The sequence below is a fragment of the Acidithiobacillus sp. IBUN Pt1247-S3 genome (assembly GCF_041146875.1).
GTDB lineage: Bacteria > Pseudomonadota > Gammaproteobacteria > Acidithiobacillales > Acidithiobacillaceae > Igneacidithiobacillus.
The window spans coordinates 19,187-37,095 of record NZ_JBFRXP010000022.1 but is presented as its reverse complement, the minus strand read 5'-3'; the positions used below and the strand labels follow the sequence as shown (position 1 = coordinate 37,095).

Sequence of the window (17,909 nt, the reverse complement as noted above, 5' to 3'; positions counted from 1 at the left end):
TGCCCGGCTACCCCTTGCTGTGTCGTGTTCTCACTCATTGCAAACTCCTTGTCGGCCCTGCGGGCCCAGACTATGATCCGTTGCCGTGCGTCCGTTTTGGATCTCTTTATAGTTGACCATTATGCTCTTCTATACTGCTAAAGCCAAGTCGCGGATTTTATTCATAGGCCAGCAAATGAGGGTGGCAATGGAAACAAAACAAGATCTTGCGCAGCGTTGCCGAAAACTTTTTGCGGATCCTACAGTGCGTGCCAAAGGCTGGCGCAGCAATCTCTTTTGGCGCCCGGCAAGCCCGCAGAATCCCTTCGGCACGTTGCGCGTGGATGGTGAAGAACTGGAAGTGTTACTGGCAGCGATAGTGGGGGTAGATGCACCTAGCCGTGCCGATCTGGAAAAACGGCAACCCGGCCGCGCCAGTTTTATTGAGCGCTCCATTGCGCACGGTGAATTGCCGCTACTGCGCTATCAGGACGGCGATTGATTTCCGTCGTCATCCTTTCGCGTTACCCTGAGCTCTATTCTACCCGCCGCTTGCTGGCGGCGCTGCAGGAACGTGGCGTGATTTGCACCATCTTGCAGCCGGAGCGCTGCGCTTTGAGTCTGCAGGGCGGAAGCTTCTGGTTGTATTATGACGGGGAACCCATGGTGGCCGCCCAAGCAGTCCTGCCGCGTTTTGGCAGCCCACTAACCCAGCTTGGAGTTCGCCTTTTGCGGCACTTTGCTGCGCAAGGGAGTTACTGTCTGAACGGTGGTGATGCACTGCAGCGCGCACGCGACAAGTTTCTCTCTCTGCAAATCCTCGCCAGCGCGTCTCTGCCGGTGCCCGATACCTGGTATTTGGCAGATGCGTCTGCGGCGACACAGGCGCTGGCACAGCTCGGCGTTCCGGTGGTGAGCAAATTGCTGAGCGGTTCCCAAGGCGTGGGTGTCAACTTGGCAGAGAGTACCGGGGGCGGGCGGGCGCTGATAGATACGCTGCTGCAACTGCAGCACGAAACCCTCTTGCAGCGGTTTCTGCCTGGTCGCGAGGATTGTCGGGTCATCGTGCTTGGCGGTACGGTTTTGGCGGCGATGCGCCGCAGGGCAGGGCCGGAAGAATTCCGTAGCAATCTGCATCGCTCTGGTACGGCGAAGCCAGTAGAAGCTGCAGAGATAGCTTCCGGGCTGGGGGAACTGGCGGTAGCTGCGACTGCTGCTCTAGGGCTGGATTTCGCGGGTGTAGACCTGATGGCCGATGGCCAAGGCGGCTACTTGGTCCTTGAGGTCAACCCGGTGCCGAGTCTGGAAGGAATCGAGCGCGTGAGCGGTGTGGATATTGCCCGACAGCTTGCCGATTTTGTGCTCAGTCGCTGTGCGTCTGCATCTGCTTGATTTCGGAAGCGATCCAGTCACGCAGGTGTTGCGTCACTTCGTTACTGCGTCCTGTGCTGCTATCTGCAGGGCCGAAATGCAGGTGTAAATCGCCCGGACGCTTGCGCCAATCGCCGCGCGGCCAGAAGCATCCGGTATTCACAGCCAAGGGAACGACCGGCACGCCAGCACGCTGCGCGAGGGCCACCCCGGTTTGATGAAAGGTCCCTAACTCGCCGCAGGCTTGCCGGGTTCCCTCGGGAAAAATCAGCACAGGGACACCTGCGCGCAGACGTTTTTCTCCTTCTTCCAATACCTGTTTCAAGGCTTGGCGCCCGGCCCCGCGATTGATGGCGATGGGGGCAGATAGGGGCAGATACCAGCCAATGATGGGAAAGCGTAGCAGTTCGGCCTTGAGCACGAAGGACAGGTGCGGGAGATAACACCAGAGCAGCAGGGTTTCGAGCGAGGATTGGTGGTTGCTGAGAATGACGCAGGGGCCGTGCGGGACGTTTTCCAGCCCCTGCATGCAGTAGCGTACGCCGATGCTCCAGGCAAAGATGTGACTGGCGACCCGCGCCCAAGTGCCGCAACCCCAATACCGCGTGTGCTGCGGCAGGAGCGGGAAGGGTAGGAGTACCAGTGCCCAGAGCAGGGTCCAGAGCGTGAACGTAACGTAAAACAAGATGCTGCGCAGGGCTTTGCCCATGGCTTAATGGCCAAGCAGGGCGTCGGCGACAGCAGTTAGGTTATGAAAAATCGGTACTCCCTCGGCGTGTGCTGTATCGGCGGTCTTTTTGCCTTTGCCGGTAAGCACCAAAATGGGACTTGCACCAGCACTGCGGGCTGCAAGAATGTCGCGGTGGCTGTCGCCTACTGCCGGCACTCCCTGCAGATCGATTTGAAAGCGCTCGGCAATCTGGCGAAACATCCCATCCTGCGGTTTGCGGCAATCGCAGCCGGCTTCCGGGTGATGTGGGCAGAAGAAGATGGCGTCAATCCGTCCTCCCGCCTCGGCCAGTTCTCGCCGCATGCGGGCGTGGATGGCAGCCAAGGCGCGCGGGCTGAACAGCCGCCGTCCGATGCCCGACTGATTGCTCGCTACCACTACCGTGTAACCAGCACGATTGAAACGCGCAATTGCTTCCAGACTGCCGGGAATTGGTCGCCATTCGGCAGGGGATTTGATGAAGGCATCGCTGTCTTCGTTGATGACCCCATCGCGGTCGAGAATGAGTAGTGGCGTCATGCGCGGCCCTGAAGCAGGGAAAAATCGGCAATACGCAAGAAGACCGTCTGCAGAGTACGAAGCAGGGCCAGACGCTGTGCGCGGAGCCCGAGATCCTCGCAGAGCACCATCACTGCCGTAAAGAAATGGTCGACAGGGTCGCGCAGGCTGGCGAGGGTAACGAGTGCCTCCCGATAGTTCCTGTTCGCCAAGTCTCTTTCTACTTTCTCACCGATTGCCGACCAAGCGCCGAATAACGCCTTTTCTGCTTCCTCGCGCAATTGTGTGGGCTGAAGGGTGGTTGTGCCTTGTTCTCCTTCTTTGCGCAAAAGATTGCTGACGCGCTTGATCAGCGCGGCGAGATCGTCGGCCCGCGGGTCCTCCGCCAGGAACGCGCTGAGACTCTCTAAGCGGCGCTGGGCGTCGAGAGGGTCGTCACTAGCCACCGCCAACACCGCAGCAATACGATCAGCGGTAAAGCCCTCCTCGCGGAATATCACCCGCAGACGGTCTTGAAAGAACTCGCTGAGCTTCTCGCTCGGGTCGGTGGCGGCGGGGAGGGTCTTCGCATATTCGCCGCTGGCGATGTTGATCAGCACCCCCAACGACAGAGAGTGCTCGCCCTCCAATGCAATACGGAGAATTCCCAGGGCCGCCCGGCGCAAGGCAAAGGGGTCCCGGTCGCCGGTCGGGATTTTCCCGAGCGCGAAGAAGCCGTAAAGGGTATCGATGCGATCTGCCAGGGCGAGGGCCTGTCCTGCCGCCGAGTTGGGGATGGTGTCGTCGCGCCCGGCGGGCTGGTAATGCTCGCCGATAGCCTCTGCTACGGCTGCAGTTTCCCCGTCATGGCGGGCATAGTAGCCACCCATGATGCCCTGGAGTTCGGGAAATTCACCGACCATACCGCTGAGCAGATCGCTCTTGCAGAGTTCTGCCGCGCGTCGAGATGCTTGCGCATCGGTGCCAACTAAGGCGGCGATTTTGGGCGCAAGCTTGCTGAGACGGGTCACCTTGTCGGCAATGCTGCCTAAGCCGTCTTGAAAAGATACTGTAGCCAATTCGGGGAGGCGAGACTCCAGATTTTGCCGCCGATCTTGATCCCAAAAGAAGGCGGCATCCGCCAAGCGGGCGCGTAATACCCGATTGTTGCCGTGAATGACGACTTGCGCGTCGCGACTCTCCAGATTGGCAATGAAGAGGTAGCGAGCCGCCAGTTTGCCATTCTGGTTGCGTAACGGTACATAGCGCTGGTGCTGGATCATCACGGTAATCAGCACTTCTTCGGGGATGTTCAGATAGTCTTCGGCAAAGCCGCCAGCCAAGGCGACTGGCCATTCACAGAGCCCGGTGATTTCGTCGAGGAGGGCATCAGCGAGTACCGGGGTGCAATCTAGCTCCTGCGCTACGCGGTGCAGCTCTGCATCAATATGCGCACGACGCTCCTGCCAGTCGGCACGGACCTTGGCCTGCAGTAAGGCCTCGGCATAAGAATGTAGCGGTAGGATAGGTACAGGTCCTGGATGATGAACGCGGTGGCCAAAGCTGTGCGCCTCGCTCTGCAGACCAAAAGCCTGCCAGGGCAGGGCCTGGTCGCCGAAACGTAGGACCAACCAACGAATGGGGCGGGAAAAGCTCTCTTCCCGCTGTCCCCAGCGCATGCGTTTGCGCAGGGGCAGGGATTCCACCCAACGCGTGGCGAGATCCGGCAGTAACTCGGCCACAGGACGTGCGGGATGCTGAATGCGCCAGGCAAGTACAGTGCCTTTGTCGGTATCCAAGTGCTGCAAAGCGGTTACGGCGACACCGCAGGAGCGTGCAAAGCCCTCGGCGGCAGATGTTGCCTTGCCCTCGACAAAGGCGCGTTCGAGAGGCGGCCCGCGGCGTATTTCCTCTTCCGCCCGAGTAGTGTTTGCCAGGTCGTGGATGAGTAGGGCAATCCGGCGCGGGGAAATGTAGGCGCGAATCTCTCCGGTTTCGATTCCTGCCTCGTCCAGTAAACGGGCCATGCTCTCTATGGTAGTGAGTTGCAGCTGTTGCTGCTCGGCAGCGGGCAGCTCTTCGCAGCCGATTTCCAGCAATAGTGGGTAAGAATTCATGCGTCCGTTCCCTGTAACAAGGGGTGGCCCAGTTCGGCGCGGGCGTCGGCATAGATCTCGGCGACGCCGCGTGCCAGGTTGCGCACTCGGCCAATAAATCTTGCACGCTCGTTGACGGCGATGGCATGCCGGGCGTCGAGGAGATTGAAGGTATGTGAGCAGTCGAGCACCCGCTCGTAGGCGGGTAGGGGCAGCTTCGCGTTAATGAGATTGCAGCAATCGGCCTCAGCGCGATCAAATCGTTGAAACAGATCGTCTACCGGTGCGAGCTCAAAATTATAGCGTGACTGCTCCACCTCGTTTTGATGGTAGACGTCGCCATAACTGACCCCCGGCGTCCAGACTAGGTCATATACACTTTCGACGCCTTGCAGGTACATAGCCAGGCGTTCCAAACCGTAGGTGACCTCGCCCATCACCGGGCGGCAGTCCAGTCCGCCTACCTGTTGGAAATACGTGAATTGGGTGACTTCCATGCCGTTAAGCCAGACTTCCCAACCCAGCCCCCAGGCGCCGAGGGTAGGGGACTCCCAGTCGTCCTCAACAAAGCGGATGTCTTGCAGGGCAATGTCGATGCCGAGGCGGCGCAGAGATTCCAGATACAGGTCCTGCAGATTGCTGGGATTGGGCTTTAACACCGCCTGAAACTGATAGTAGTGCTGCAGACGATTGGGATTGTCGCCATAACGACCATCCGTGGGTCGGCGTGAGGGCTGCACATAGGCGGCACGCCAAGGCTCCGGACCTATCGCGCGCAGGAAGGTTGCCGGATGAAAGGTACCGGCACCAACGGGCATATCCATTGGCTGTAATATGACGCAACCCTGTTCACTCCAGAACTGTTGCAACTGTTGGATGATTTCTTGGAAAGTCATGACGTCCCCGCTATACGAGGACGTTAATTATGGCCGAATGCTCGATGTCAGGAAAGACCAGGCATCACAGAAGCTCGGCAATACCCTGGGCCGCGCGTTTTGCGTCCAGAAAAATCAACCCCAGCTTCGCTTCTCTTCTGGCAATAACGGTAAGAACGGCGTCGTGCCCAGCATGAATGAGAAGAACATAGCCGGAATCTCCTTTGATCATCACTTGCTCAAGCTCGCCGCGTGCTAATTCTGCTGCGGTTCGGTCGCCCAAAGACAGCATGGCTGCTGCCATCGCGCCGACGCGATCCTCGTCCATATTGCCGGCCAGTAGAGAGGCGATGGTAAGTCCATCGGTGGAAATTACCGCTGACGCCTCAATGTCGGCGGAGGAGCCGTTGAGGTCGCTGAGGATGGATTTAAGCATTTCTTCACGCATGGCGATAAAACTCCCAATAAAAAAGAATGACGATAACTAGCGATAACGTTGATCGAGAATCTGGACGAGGGTAACGAAGGACTGGCTTTGCAATAATGGAGTTCCGCCGATGATCAACATGAAACGCTGTGGACCAATAAAAAGAGGCCAAAACCCAAGTTCTGATTGTCCTGCGGGGTCGACAAGCGCCCAGCTTTCGCTATGTACGCGAAGATTGTTGCGTAGCAATCTACCATGCCGGTTCTGTAAGCTGAGCAAATCAGCCGAAAGCCCGGCGAGCTCCTCGGCAGATTCATGTAAAAACCCCGATGTCGACAGATAAAATCCATTTTCATCCGCCAGCAAGGCACGTTGCCCGTCGGATAGTTGCGCCAGTAGCCCGGGAAGAATATCTTCTAAACGCCGCTCAGGAATCTTACGTGCCTCGGGATTTCCGCGAATTAAACCAAGGCGCTGTAAGCGTAAAATGCTGCGCAGCGCGTCAGCGGGTCCCTCTAGTCTAGTCCAACGGCTCGCGGCGTCATTGGTGAACGGGTTTCGTGGCCCCTCTCGCAGAATATTGAAAAGAATAGAACGGTTGCCTTCCAATTCGGGTCCGGAACTGACATAGAACGCCCCTGCTGGTGTTAACTCTGCATATAGAGGATGGTCAGCGGTGACGAGTTCAATACTCATGGGATCATTCCTAGACCAGGATCGATGGAGAAAAGAAGTGCCATGACCAAATTTTTTACGTCCTCTTTTCTGCGTCCATCTACCTCAAATATCGGCGGAATAGGGTTGAGCATTGTGATATCTTGGCTAACTTCAGAGAGCATTTTTGCGTATTCGGAAGTATCAGGGTGAGAATTGATGTCAGTCTTGCTGATTCCTAAAACTACGGGGACGTCAGCGATGTAATCCTTGAATGCATGCAGAAAGAAATGCATGTCCTTTTTTGGGTTGGGACGGGTGTTGTCAAGCATCAATATCAGACCGAGACCGCCCGTGGTAAGGATGTCCCACATAAAATCGAAACGCTCTTGTCCTGGTGTGCCATATAAATGCACTTTGCTCTTGTCTCCAAGATTCAGAATGCCATAGTCCATAGCGACAGTTGTGTGACCCTTTCGGTTTATCGTCATATCCGAGGCTTTTGCATCGGTGGAGATGATAGGCACGTCGGAGATCGCGGATATAGCAGAGGTCTTGCCCGCACCAACTGGGCCAGTAAAAACGATCTTATTATCTTCTCTCATGTGCAATCCTCTGGGTCAAATTTCATTTCTATCACTACAGCCCGGCAATCTTGGACAAAAGGCGGCCAAGCAAACCACGTTTTGTGGGGTTCGCCTTGGGTACGTCCACTGCGGTGACCGCGGACGCAATATGTTCCGGTAATATCCCTGTGCCGGCAGAGCTGTAATCCAATAGCTCTAAGGCATCGGCGGCCGCAAGAAAATTGAACAGCGCCTGAGATTGTACACGCAGCATACGAATGGTTAGTGCCGGGGATGCCGGAGATCGGGCGAGAAATGCCGCCAAACGTAATGCTTCTGGCAGTGGATGTAAGCGTGTGAGATTGGGCCAACGGCGCAATTTTATGGGATGATTTAGGGGGATTTTTTTGCTCAGTCGTCCATCCGCAGCGATGGCGTGAATTTGCCAAAGATATTCCGTCAGTGTCATGGAATATAGATTATCAGTGGCGGCGAAGGAGGCATCGGCGCGGAGAATTAGATCGCTTTCACCATGGCGAAAAATAGACTGCGCCTCCTCCATGCTGACGCTGGCTTCGACTTTCTCCTGTTCTGGAAAAATACGCCATAGTAATTTTCCGTCGCGGCGGTCAACTATGCCAACGGGAATATGGTCGCGAATTGCTCGATTAACAAGCGCGAGCAAGCCCTGCTCTGGGTCAAAATATTCGATTTTATCCGGGTCCCAACTTGGATTTGCTATTGGCGGTATTGGCATCTGTTTGCTTGCAGGGATATTCTCCTGTGTCGCACGGTGCTCCAAATGGTTGGTTTTTCCTGCCTGCTCTATTGTTTGTTGTGAGGATAAAATGGGGGCCGGTTGCGACGGATGTAGGAGATGGTCCAACGCTGGAAACAAAGTTTCCATGCGAATTGGTTTGGCTAGCGTCACAAAGTTAGTAAAATTTTCCGGTACGATAGTGGTTGCAAGCAACGGGATGTCTGGGTGTTCCTGACGGAATTTCTCTGCGCCTGCGAGGCCGTCAGGTGAGTCCAAGTCCGCAATGGCCAAATTTGGAGCTTGGGTATCGCCCGCTTCGAGAAAACCGTAGTTTGCCTTCCGATTCATTCGAAAAGCCATACGAAAAACGGCCTCTTTCCTCGCATCAAGGCCGATTCCACCTACTAAAATGGCAGCCCCGGCAAGCTTTTCCTTGTCATTCATGGTTATTCCTCCCTAGGCGGTAGCAGTGACGCCACGTTGCAGGCGTTCGGACAAGTGATAAAGCTGGCGCATGATTGCTTCGTCAGGTTGCGGGTCACAGTTAATTATTTTTTTACTAAAGCGAGTAAAACGATCGCGTGCTTGCATACGTTCATACATTTCTAGCAATGGGAGGAAATAGACGGATTGCCTGGGCGACGCGAGTGCCGACTGTTCCAACAAATCGACTGCCTCCTCTACCTGGCCATAGTCAAGAAGCATGTTGAAATCACGCAAAATCGGGTCATCCGCATTGGCCTCGGCGATCTCCCGATCACGGCGAAGCCGCTCTTGCACGAGCTGCGGGCTACTGATAGGTATAGTGCTGATCGGTATATATAACTGATTTTTCTCGGCAAGCGTTGCGAGCACCTGATTTTCTCTCCCATCACTATTTTCTAGGTCGTCATATAATACGTTCGCGTCTAGCTGGCGCCCGAGTTGGAGCAGTCGCTGGCGTAGTGGCTTTCCCAAGCCCCAAAGGGTGATATATAAACGAAGTAAAGCATGGGCAAACTCTGCCCCTTTCTGCTGTTCATATAAAAATTGGAGTAGCAATACGTGGAGGCGAAGTCGTTTTGGGTATAAAATGATTTGTCTTCTTAATAAGGACTCTGCCGCTTCATATTGGCCAGTTTCCTGCAACAAACGGACAGCATGCGCGGTGCCGACAAGCGCGCTGACCGCACGGATTTCCTCTTCATCAAGCGGTGATAATGTCGCGGAACCGCGCAGAAGCGCATCTTCAGCATAGTCTTCCAATTGCTCCTGGCCAGGGATGTCACGCTGAAATGCATTGAGCGGAATATCATGTAGATCAAGAGGTTCTGGATGTACAATTGCTTGTTGTAGGTCGCGATGAATAGAACCAAGCTCCGTCACTTCTTCCTGCCGAGCTTTGACCCGTTCGTCCTGAAGGGGTTGATGGCGACGCAGTTCCTGGTCGATAGACTCGAGACTGAGATCCAAGCGAGTTTCGGCTAATACACGTAGCGGCAGATTCTGTGGATCCCTCTGCAGGCACTGGAGGATCAGATCGCGGGCGGTGTCGCTACTCAGGTACTTTCGGTCTAGGTCTTCCTCTAAAAGCTCCGCGAGATGATTGTAATCTGCTGCATCCATATATAGGCTGCGGAGGCGGTCTCGTTGCTCCAAATTCTGTGGATGATGATCTACATACCAGCGTAGTGCAGTCGTCGCCTGATCGACATGGTCATATGCGAGATAGATTTCGATCTCGTCAAATATGCTGACCTCTTCGATCTCCGCCGCCGGTGCAGGAGAGCTAGGCGGTTGGGGTTGCGCTGAAAAGTGCTGAGCTTGTGGCTGGGAAGCACCGCGAATGGGGCTATCAAGAGTTGGACGCCCAGCACTTCGCCTGCGCGCCCGCAATTTCCAAATTACGGCCGCGGCCAGCAAAACCAGTGCGGCAACGATCAGAAACAGGCTAACTGTGGGCAAGGGCATGGCTCGCTACTCGAAGCTCTCGGGTTGTCTGCAAAAATTTCATGTCGTGTTGGTAAATAGCTGCTTTTGTCCACCTGTCAACGCTCGAGGAGAAGCGCGATGTCATGTAGACGTTTGCCACTCCCTCGGCCTTGTCGATCTCTATCGGCAAGCTCAGCGTAGCCGCGAAAAAATTCGGGCAATGCGCGCAGAATCACCGGCAGACGCTCGCGGCTCGCACGCTGAATACGCCATTCGCTGCGTGGTTCTCCCCGCCCGGCGTAGCTGCAGACTGCAAGGCCCCAAACGCGTTCGGTTCCCGTCCAATGGTGTTCGGCAATGCGCAGGCGGTGCAGATCAGCTTGCTTACCCAGCCCAACGCCCGGGCCGTCGTAGGTGATTTGCAGGTCACTTGCGATGTCGACGAGGAGATGGTCCAGGGAAACAAATGCCTCGCGCAAGGACTCGCCGCCAGCAGTTTCGCCGTGCAGATGGCGTTGTAGCAGTAACAAGAAGGGTGATTCCACTTTTTGCTCCATTTTCGGTAAAATCGTAAAGTTACAACAGGATCAACTGGCCGTGCAGAACAGAACAAGGATTCTGCCAGCCTCTCAGATGGGGTTGCAATGCTGCAAACTACGCTACGAAAGATTTTTCTCGCCAGCCTCGCCGCGCTGGCGCCACTCGCTGCCTCTGCCACCGTGTTTCCCTTGCCGCAGCACGGCAATATGGTGGGTAACTTGCAGGCCGTTACCAGTCATCGCGATGATACCTTGCTCGATATCGGTCGCTTCTACGATATTGGCTATAATCAGGAGGTCGGCGCTAACCCGGGGGTGAACCCCTGGCTGCCTGGGCAGGCCAGTAAGGTCGTTATTCCCAATGAATACGTGCTCCCTCAGGGTCCTTGGACGGGGATCATCGTCAACATCCCCGCGCGGCGTCTGTACTACTTTCCGGGTGGTCGAGGCGTGGTGTTCACCTATCCTGTAGGGGTATTTTTGCCCGGCTGGAAAGAAAGCCTGACCACTACCAGCATCATTCAAAAATTCAAGATGCCGGCCTGGAATGTTCCCAAGAATATCCATGCTTGGTTTGAAAAGAAATTTCACATGGACATCCCCTGGTATTGGCCTCCAGGTGCAGAAAACCCCATGGGTGAGTTGGCGATGGAGACGGGTCTTTCGGGGATTTTTATCCACGGAACCTATCATCCCTGGGGTATAGGTATGCGTTCCAGCCAGGGGTGCTTTCAGATGTATCCGGAGAATGTGGCGCAACTCTTCCCCATGGTGCCGGAGGGAACGTCTGTACGTTTGGTGGATGAACCGAATATGGTGGGGGAGCGCAATGGGCAGATTTATCTACAGTGCTACAAGCCTTTGCATGCCTATCACAAAGGGGGGTTGACGGATCTGCAGCGCGCTGTGGTGGCGATCAAGCAATTCATGGTGGTCAATCACCTTCATGAAGCGATTGATTGGGCGCGCGTGCGGCGCATGGTCGCCGAGCACAACACCGTCGCCCTGCCTATCGGTAAGGATTCGCCGACATATGCGACGTTAGCCCAGGCCTTGCCTGCGAAGCCTTACGCCTATGCGCCCTATGGTCCTTCCGCTAACGGGGCTGCCGTACCGCCACCGTTGCCTTTGGCAAGTGCCGCAAACAACGATCAGATCAACGTGAAAGTCTATCTGCCAGGGCAGAAGCCCAGCTAAAACTGCCGTGTGCGCCAGCGATACCAGAGCAGCCCGACATATTCGTGCATGGCCTCGCTGCTGATCTCTTCATAAATCGCGCGCGGTAGCCACGACTGCCACGAGAGGGGCGCAGCTTGGCCCATTCGGTAGTCGCAGGGTACCGGCGTTGGAATTAGTCCATAGTGGCGAAACCAGGCCATAGCCCGCGGCATGTGTACGGCAGAAGTGACTAGGTAGATCCGACGAATGCGGTGTTGGTGCAACAACGCGGCGCTATCTTTTGCGTTGGCGGCCGTGTTGTACGATTTCCCCTCAAGCCAGATGGGATTGTCGACATGAAAACTTTTTCGCAACAACGCGGCCATGGTCGCCGCCTCGCTCGGCGCCCCAAAACTCGGGGCACCGCCGCTGGGTACTAGGGGAAGGTCTACTTCCTGCGCGAGTGTGGCAGCCGCTTGTAATCGCATTAGGGTGCGTGCGTTTGCCATTTCTGGAATGGCACGGCCGGGGTCGACAATCTCCCCACCGCCAAGCACAACGATGGCTTGCGGCGCAGATTTGCCGCTAATCGGCTGGAGCAGCGCTGGATATTGGTCTTCCAAAGGTTGCAAGAGAAGGCGTGCGCCAATCGGTGTGGCACAAAAATAGATGCCAAGCAGGGCAAGTAATATGACGGTTCTGCCGAACCAGTGCCAGCCGAGCAGGGTACTGAGTAAGAGACCAATACCCGCAATCAGGAGAAAAATACCCGGCGGCTGAACGAGGGCGGAGCCGAGACTGAGAAGGTAGATCGGAGTCACGCGTTACCGTCAGTCGGTAGACCACTCGCGAAAGCTATGTTCAGCATGGTAAGACGAGCGAACTAACGGCCCTGCTGCCACGTGGCGAAAGCCTATTTCCAGTCCTATATGCTCCAGTCGGGAAAATTCTTCTGGTGCGACATAGCGCTCGACGGGATGGTGATGGCGCGAGGGTGCCAGATATTGTCCGAGGGTGAGCAGGGAACAGCCAGCGCTGCGCAGATCGCGCATCACTTCGATAATCTCATCAATCTCCTCCCCGAGGCCCAGCATGAGGCCGGATTTGGTCGGTATGGCCGGGTGCCGCTCCCCATAGCGCCGTAAAAGTTCTAGGGAGTGGTGGTAGTCCGCTCCCGGGCGCGCTTGGGCATAGAGCCTGGGCACGGTTTCCAGGTTGTGGTTGAGGACATCGGGCGGGCATTGCGCGAGTGCGTCCAGGGCTTTGTCCAAGCGCCCCCGGAAATCCGGTACTAGGATCTCTATCTGCAGCTCTGGACATTGCTGGCGCAGGGCGCCGATTACCGCAGCAAAATGGCCGGCACCACCGTCACGCAGGTCGTCGCGATCGACGGAGGTAACGACGACAAAGCGTAACCCCATTTGGGCTACGGTTTGTGCCAGGTGCTCGGGTTCCTCTGGGTCTGGCGCTTGAGGACGGCCGTGGGCAACATCACAGAAGGGACAGCGTCGGGTACAAAGATCGCCGAGGATCATAAAGGTAGCCGTACCGCCACCAAAACACTCTCCCAGATTGGGGCAAGAAGCCTCTTCGCAGACAGTGTGCAAATTCGCCTGCCGTAGGATCGCTTTCAGTTCATCCACGCGCGGATTTAACGGGGAGCGCACCCGTAGCCACGCGGGCTTCGGCTGCCGTGGGGCGTGCTCGGCGACTACTGGAATAGGCACGGGATTGCGGCGGACCTTTTCCTCTCCGCGTTCGGCTGCCATTAGCTGCCTCCCTTATCTAGCGGGCGCTCCAGGGCGATAGAAAGACTGTTTAGCAGCTCCTGTGCAACCGTTTCAGAGCGCAGTTCAGGGCAGAGAGTATGCACTTGGGTGACCTCCAGGCCAGGGCTACCGCAGGGGTGGATACGCTGGAAAGGGCTGAGGTCCATGTCAGTATTCAGGCTCAAGCCGTGATAGCTGCGGCCCTTTTGTATGCGCAGTCCAAGGGAGGCAATTTTGGCCCCACGCACATACACGCCTGGCGCTTCGCGGTGTGCCTCGGCGCTTATGCTGTGCTGCGCGAGCAGGTGAATCACCGCACTTTCCATAGCGCGAGTCAGTTGTCGCACATTCCACTCGCAGCGTGCGAGATCAATGAGCAGATAGGCTACCCATTGCCCCGGTCCATGGTAGGTCACCTTGCCGCCGCGGTCACTGCGGATTACGGGAATGGGGCCGGGATCAAGCACGTCGGCAGGATCGGCGTTGCGTCCTAACGTGAAGACCGGGGGGTGCTGCAACAACCAGATTTGATCCCGCGTCGTTTCATCCCGCTGGCGCGTGAACTCACGCATGGCATCAAGTACGGTGAAATAAGGCAAAAGCCCTGGCCAGCAGCGCACAGAAATGGGTTCAGATGGATTCATAGGCACATCATCACCCCATCGATTTCCTGTACCGCTGCGTAGATGGCTTGTAGATGCTCGGCGCTGTCGACCCTCAGCGAGCAGGTGACGGCGCTGTACTTGCCACCGCCACTGACGCGGACACTAAACGCTTCCAGTGGCAGATCCGGCGCATGAGCCACGAGAGCCTCACGCATCGCTTGCAGCAGATCATCGTGTTGACCGATGGCCTTCACGTGGTGGATATGGGGAAAGTCTTCTGGCGCTTCACTTGGCGCGTCCATGGCTACTCCTCGTCGCGCCTCGTACTGCCCGAGGCATCAATGCTTGCATGGTAGTGCTTCTACGGCATTAGGTGAAGTCCCCAGCCTCAGATGGCGCTACGTACACGGTGCCACAGTTGCCCGAGCCAGGATGCCTTGCTCGTGCCCGTGCTGGCAATGACTGGGACGCTGCGCAAGGTTTTGCCATCCAGGGTAACCTCTAGCTGCCCCAGCACCGTGCCCTTGGCAAAGGGTGCTTGCACCTTTGAATCCCAAACCAGGTGGGTTTGTACATCTGCACCACGACCATGGGGAACGGTCACCACCAGTGTCCGCGCTACGGTCACCGGCACCTGCATCGGCGACCAAGTGGTATGGGAAGCAACCCCCACCTGTTTGCCGGCGGGAGCCAATTGCTGATTCTGGTAGAAGCGGTAACCATAGTTGAGCAGGGCTTCGATGGCGTCGGTACCCGAAGACCAGCTTGGCGCCCCCATCTCGACGGCAATGAGGCGCCGTCCATTACGCTGCGCCGTGGCATCAATACAATGACCTGAGGCATCGGTGAGCCCGGTTTTTAGGCCATCGACGCTAGGATCACGGAACAATACGGGATTCCAACTGCGTTGCGTGATTTTATTGTAGGTGTAGGACTTCAGTTTGGTAATCTGCAGGACTTGCGGATATTGCTCGATCAGAGCGCGCGAGAGGCGCGCAACATCGAAGGCCGTGGTGTAGAGATTGTCATCGGGCAAGCCGTCCACATTGCTGTAATGGGTCGACTGCAAGTGCAATCGCGCGACGGCGCTGTTCATTAGCGTGACGAAGGCTTCTTGGCTGCCTCCTACGTTCTGTGCGAGGGCGACTGCCGCATCGTTACCAGAATCAATCAGTAATCCGTGCAGCAGTTGATCCACCGTGACTGGCAGGTGTGGCTGCAAAAACATCCGCGAACCACCAGTCTTCCACGCGGTGTCCGAGACGGGGACGGTTTCCTCCAAGCGCAGGCTCCCATCGGCAATCGCTTGATAGGTGAGATACGCCGTCATTAATTTCGTCAAGCTGGCTGGTGCGCGTCGCAGATCTGGGTCTTTCGCCGCGATGACCTGTCCAGTTTGATAATCTATCAGGACGTAGCTTGCGACATTGGGTAATGTCGGTGCTGGTGGAATGGGTAGCTGTGGTGTAGGTGTTACCGCTAGGGCTAGCGTGGAGACTGCCAGGAGTGTGGGAGCCAGAAGAGACGCAATGAGAGTACGCATGTAGGGCATGAAAATCCTGCTAATGAAGGTGAAATCAGTCGTGAAGACGGGGATGCGAGTGAATCGACATGAGAATACCCAAACCGACGAGGAAGGTCAGCATGGCCGTGCCGCCGTAGCTGATGAGTGGCAAAGGTACACCGACGACCGGCAAAATCCCAGTGGTCATTCCCATGTTGATGAAAACGTACAGAAAAAAGGTAAGACTCAAGGTGCCTGCCAAGAGTTTGCCAAAACGAGAGCGACTTTCAAAGGCAATGACCAGGCCGCGCAGCACGATAAGCAAGTATACCGCCATGAGCAAAAGCACGCCCACCAGGCCGAACTCCTCAGCAAACCCGGCAAAGACAAAATCGGTTTGCGCCTCAGGTAAAAAATCCAGGTTGACTTGGGTACCGTGAAACCAGCCTTTGCCAAAGATGCCGCCCGAGCCAATAGCGATCATGCTCTGGATGATGTGGTAGCCAGCGCCCAAAGGGTCGCGCTGCGGATCGAGGAAGGTGAGAATGCGTTCTTTCTGATAACCATGCAAAAAATGCCAGAGGACGGGGCCACTAATTGCAGCGAGCAGAATCAGAGCGAAGAACCAACGTCGTCGGACCCCCGCCAGCCACATCGCAAAGAGGCCGGCGGCGGCGATTTGCACCGCTGTGCCGAGATCGGGTTCCTTGGCGATGAGGAGAAAGGGCACGCCAATCAGGACAAAGCCGATGATAGTAGGACGCCACAGGCGCACGTCCTCCACCTGGGAGTAGTAAAAGGCGAGCATCAGGGGGAGAGCGAGTTTGACCAATTCTGAGGGTTGAAAACTCAGTGGGCCAAAACCCAACCAGCGCTTGGCCCCCATACTGGTTTCGCCGATGACGAGGGTAAGCATCAACAGTACGATACCCAGGAGGTACAGGGGCGGAGCCCAGGCGCGTAAGCGCTCTGGCGGGGTATTGGCAATAACAATCATGACGCCAATGCCAATGATAAAGCGCAGGAGTTGCGCCCAGACGACATGGAGATTCTGTTGGCTGGCACTATAGAGCACCGCGAGGCTGGTCCCCATCAGCAGCAAGATGCCAGTCATCAAGGCCGGGTCGATGTGGCCGATGATCTGGCTCAGACGTTGTGGCCAATTGCTGGAGTTCATCTGCCTATCCCCTCCGTTGCGGCCAGTGGCGTTGCAGTTGGTCGAGGAGATAGGTTAACAAAGGCCAGAGCGCGGCGCCTAGCGCTGGTCCGAGAAGGAGAGAGTTGTGCCAAGCGATCGGTACGACCCAGAGCTGCCAAAGCCAAGCGCTGACGCGTTGGGCGAGGAGCAGAAAGAAGATAAAAAAAAGCTGTTCCCACGGCGGGAGTCTGCGTACGCGGCTTATCCAAGTGTAGAGTAGTACCAGCATCAGAACGAGAGAGATTGCCTGGGCGCCGAGCAAATCACCGAGAAGTAAATCTTGTACTAGACCAATAAGCCAGATGGCAACATAGCTTAATGCCTGGCTGCTGCTTAGGGCCCAGTAGAGGATGAGCAGCGCCACAAAATCGGGATGCAACTGCACGTATAAGGGTCCCAGCGGCAAAGATTCCGTAAAGAAGGCCAAAACAAAGCCAACAATTAGGGCACCTGCCTTCATTGATGCGACGAATGGCGGGTTTGCGGCCAAAGCAACAGAATCGTACTTAGCGCCGCAAGGTTGGCACTTGGACGAACCACTACCTGAGCAAAAGGTCCACTACTCGTGCGTCGGACCGCTTCCACCACACCCAAAGGCAGGCCCGGAGGGAAACGGCCACCCAGTCCGGAAGTTATCAGTTCCGTACCGGGTGCAAGTTTTGTGTCCCGCGGCTGGAAGGGTACGGACAATGCTTGTAAATTCCCCCGCCCGTCGACAAGGAGGGGTTGATCACCCCCTAGGGGTTGTGCGGGAATAGAGCTGGACAGATCCGACAATAAGCTGATTCTGGCATTATCGCGACTTACGACGACTACCTGCCCAACCACTCCACCGGGTGCGAGGGCGGGCTGGCCAATATAGACCCCTTGTGCAGAGCCTAAATTGATGGTGATTTGCTGATTGCCGGCAAGGAGGTTCTGTGCCTCGATCTGTGCCACCGCCACGCGCCCGGGTGCCGTAGGGAAACTATCGAGCAGGGCGAGAAGCTGACGATTTTCCGTACGTAATACTGGTAATGCCAGGTTTTCTGTTTCCAGGGCGCGCACGCGTTGCCGGAGCACCGAGTTCTCTTTCTGCAGTGCCGCTTGCCCCTGCAAATACTGACTGCTGGCTGACCATGCGTCGTTTAACTGGCCATTGAGCCACAGCATGGGTCGCGCCAAATTCAGGCCGAGTTGTTGCAGGCTCGGATGCTCAACGCTGTAAAAACTCAATCCTATGCTGATTGCGGCAAGGAGGACGAAGCGCAACAGCGAGGGAAGCGGACGGGTAAGCGACATGGCAGACAT

21 protein-coding genes are annotated in these 17,909 nt (G+C 56.4%); 3 read left to right on the top strand and 18 right to left on the bottom strand.

Translation table 11 applies throughout. The annotated features are described in order from the left end of the window. Positions 1–187: 187 nt before the first annotated feature. Together AB4090_RS13005 and AB4090_RS13000 are read left to right on the top strand one after the other, a co-directional pair. Positions 188–481, top strand: coding sequence for a hypothetical protein (locus AB4090_RS13005; protein WP_369574314.1), 294 nt, complete (start codon positions 188–190; stop codon positions 479–481). Further along, the gene (locus AB4090_RS13000; RefSeq protein WP_369574313.1) at positions 478–1,371 is read left to right on the top strand and encodes a RimK family alpha-L-glutamate ligase; all 894 of its coding nucleotides are present in this window, start codon (positions 478–480) and stop codon (positions 1,369–1,371) included. The genes AB4090_RS13005 and AB4090_RS13000 overlap by 4 nt, the downstream gene beginning before the upstream one ends. Here AB4090_RS13000 and AB4090_RS12995 read toward each other — a convergent pair. The 10 genes from AB4090_RS12995 to AB4090_RS12950 all read right to left on the bottom strand — a co-directional run bounded on the left by AB4090_RS12995 (position 1,343) and on the right by AB4090_RS12950 (position 10,403). Beyond that, a complete protein-coding gene (locus tag AB4090_RS12995; protein WP_369574312.1) occupies positions 1,343–2,059 on the bottom strand; it encodes a lysophospholipid acyltransferase family protein in 717 nt (238 codons plus the stop codon). The genes AB4090_RS13000 and AB4090_RS12995 overlap by 29 nt on opposite strands. A 3-nt stretch (positions 2,060–2,062) precedes the next feature. Further along, entirely contained in the window at positions 2,063–2,599 is a 537-nt protein-coding gene (gmhB, locus tag AB4090_RS12990; RefSeq protein WP_369574311.1) for a D-glycero-beta-D-manno-heptose 1,7-bisphosphate 7-phosphatase, read from the bottom strand. Next, complete coding sequence (glyS, locus tag AB4090_RS12985; RefSeq protein ID WP_369574310.1) at positions 2,596–4,674, bottom strand: glycine--tRNA ligase subunit beta; 2,079 nt, start codon at positions 4,672–4,674, stop codon at positions 2,596–2,598. Before glyS ends, gmhB begins: the two co-directional genes overlap by 4 nt. Next, complete coding sequence (glyQ, locus tag AB4090_RS12980) at positions 4,671–5,549, bottom strand: glycine--tRNA ligase subunit alpha (RefSeq protein WP_369574309.1); 879 nt, start codon at positions 5,547–5,549, stop codon at positions 4,671–4,673. The genes glyS and glyQ overlap by 4 nt, the downstream gene beginning before the upstream one ends. A gap of 64 nt (positions 5,550–5,613) precedes the next feature. After that, positions 5,614–5,976 (bottom strand): roadblock/LC7 domain-containing protein, encoded by a 363-nt coding sequence (locus tag AB4090_RS12975; RefSeq protein WP_369574308.1) that lies wholly within the window; start codon positions 5,974–5,976, stop codon positions 5,614–5,616. Positions 5,977–6,012: 36 nt separating this feature from the next. Further along, a complete protein-coding gene (locus AB4090_RS12970) occupies positions 6,013–6,651 on the bottom strand; it encodes a roadblock/LC7 domain-containing protein (RefSeq protein WP_369574307.1) in 639 nt (212 codons plus the stop codon). Then, the gene (locus tag AB4090_RS12965) at positions 6,648–7,214 is read right to left on the bottom strand and encodes an ATP/GTP-binding protein (protein WP_369574306.1); all 567 of its coding nucleotides are present in this window, start codon (positions 7,212–7,214) and stop codon (positions 6,648–6,650) included. Before AB4090_RS12965 ends, AB4090_RS12970 begins: the two co-directional genes overlap by 4 nt. Positions 7,215–7,248: 34 nt before the next feature. Further along, positions 7,249–8,379 (bottom strand): hypothetical protein, encoded by a 1,131-nt coding sequence (locus AB4090_RS12960; protein WP_369574305.1) that lies wholly within the window; start codon positions 8,377–8,379, stop codon positions 7,249–7,251. Between the two features lie 12 nt (positions 8,380–8,391). Next, complete coding sequence (locus tag AB4090_RS12955) at positions 8,392–9,885, bottom strand: hypothetical protein (protein WP_369574304.1); 1,494 nt, start codon at positions 9,883–9,885, stop codon at positions 8,392–8,394. A gap of 77 nt (positions 9,886–9,962) precedes the next feature. After that, positions 9,963–10,403, bottom strand: coding sequence for a hypothetical protein (locus tag AB4090_RS12950; protein WP_369574303.1), 441 nt, complete (start codon positions 10,401–10,403; stop codon positions 9,963–9,965). A gap of 189 nt (positions 10,404–10,592) precedes the next feature. On the opposite strand from AB4090_RS12950, the gene AB4090_RS12945 reads away from it, so the two are divergent. Next, positions 10,593–11,582 (top strand): L,D-transpeptidase family protein, encoded by a 990-nt coding sequence (locus AB4090_RS12945; protein ID WP_369574316.1) that lies wholly within the window; start codon positions 10,593–10,595, stop codon positions 11,580–11,582. Here AB4090_RS12945 and AB4090_RS12940 read toward each other — a convergent pair. The 8 genes from AB4090_RS12940 to mreC all read right to left on the bottom strand — a co-directional run bounded on the left by AB4090_RS12940 (position 11,579) and on the right by mreC (position 17,909). Continuing rightward, entirely contained in the window at positions 11,579–12,364 is a 786-nt protein-coding gene (locus AB4090_RS12940) for a YdcF family protein (protein WP_369574302.1), read from the bottom strand. The two genes, AB4090_RS12945 and AB4090_RS12940, sit on opposite strands and share 4 nt — an antisense overlap. Before the next feature lie 9 nt (positions 12,365–12,373). Further along, positions 12,374–13,312, bottom strand: coding sequence for a lipoyl synthase (lipA, locus tag AB4090_RS12935; protein ID WP_369574301.1), 939 nt, complete (start codon positions 13,310–13,312; stop codon positions 12,374–12,376). Continuing rightward, positions 13,312–13,956 carry a lipoyl(octanoyl) transferase LipB gene (lipB, locus tag AB4090_RS12930; protein WP_369574300.1) on the bottom strand — a complete coding sequence of 215 codons (645 nt, stop codon included), beginning with the start codon at positions 13,954–13,956 and terminating at the stop codon, positions 13,312–13,314. Before lipB ends, lipA begins: the two co-directional genes overlap by 1 nt. Further along, the gene (locus AB4090_RS12925) at positions 13,953–14,219 is read right to left on the bottom strand and encodes a DUF493 domain-containing protein (RefSeq protein WP_369574299.1); all 267 of its coding nucleotides are present in this window, start codon (positions 14,217–14,219) and stop codon (positions 13,953–13,955) included. The genes lipB and AB4090_RS12925 overlap by 4 nt, the downstream gene beginning before the upstream one ends. Before the next feature lie 86 nt (positions 14,220–14,305). Then, positions 14,306–15,460, bottom strand: coding sequence for a D-alanyl-D-alanine carboxypeptidase family protein (locus tag AB4090_RS12920; RefSeq protein WP_369574298.1), 1,155 nt, complete (start codon positions 15,458–15,460; stop codon positions 14,306–14,308). Between the two features lie 34 nt (positions 15,461–15,494). Further along, positions 15,495–16,598 carry a rod shape-determining protein RodA gene (gene rodA, locus AB4090_RS12915; protein WP_369574297.1) on the bottom strand — a complete coding sequence of 368 codons (1,104 nt, stop codon included), beginning with the start codon at positions 16,596–16,598 and terminating at the stop codon, positions 15,495–15,497. Positions 16,599–16,602: 4 nt separating this feature from the next. Continuing rightward, entirely contained in the window at positions 16,603–17,079 is a 477-nt protein-coding gene (gene mreD / locus AB4090_RS12910; protein ID WP_369574296.1) for a rod shape-determining protein MreD, read from the bottom strand. Then, a complete protein-coding gene (mreC, locus tag AB4090_RS12905; protein ID WP_369574295.1) occupies positions 17,076–17,909 on the bottom strand; it encodes a rod shape-determining protein MreC in 834 nt (277 codons plus the stop codon). Before mreC ends, mreD begins: the two co-directional genes overlap by 4 nt.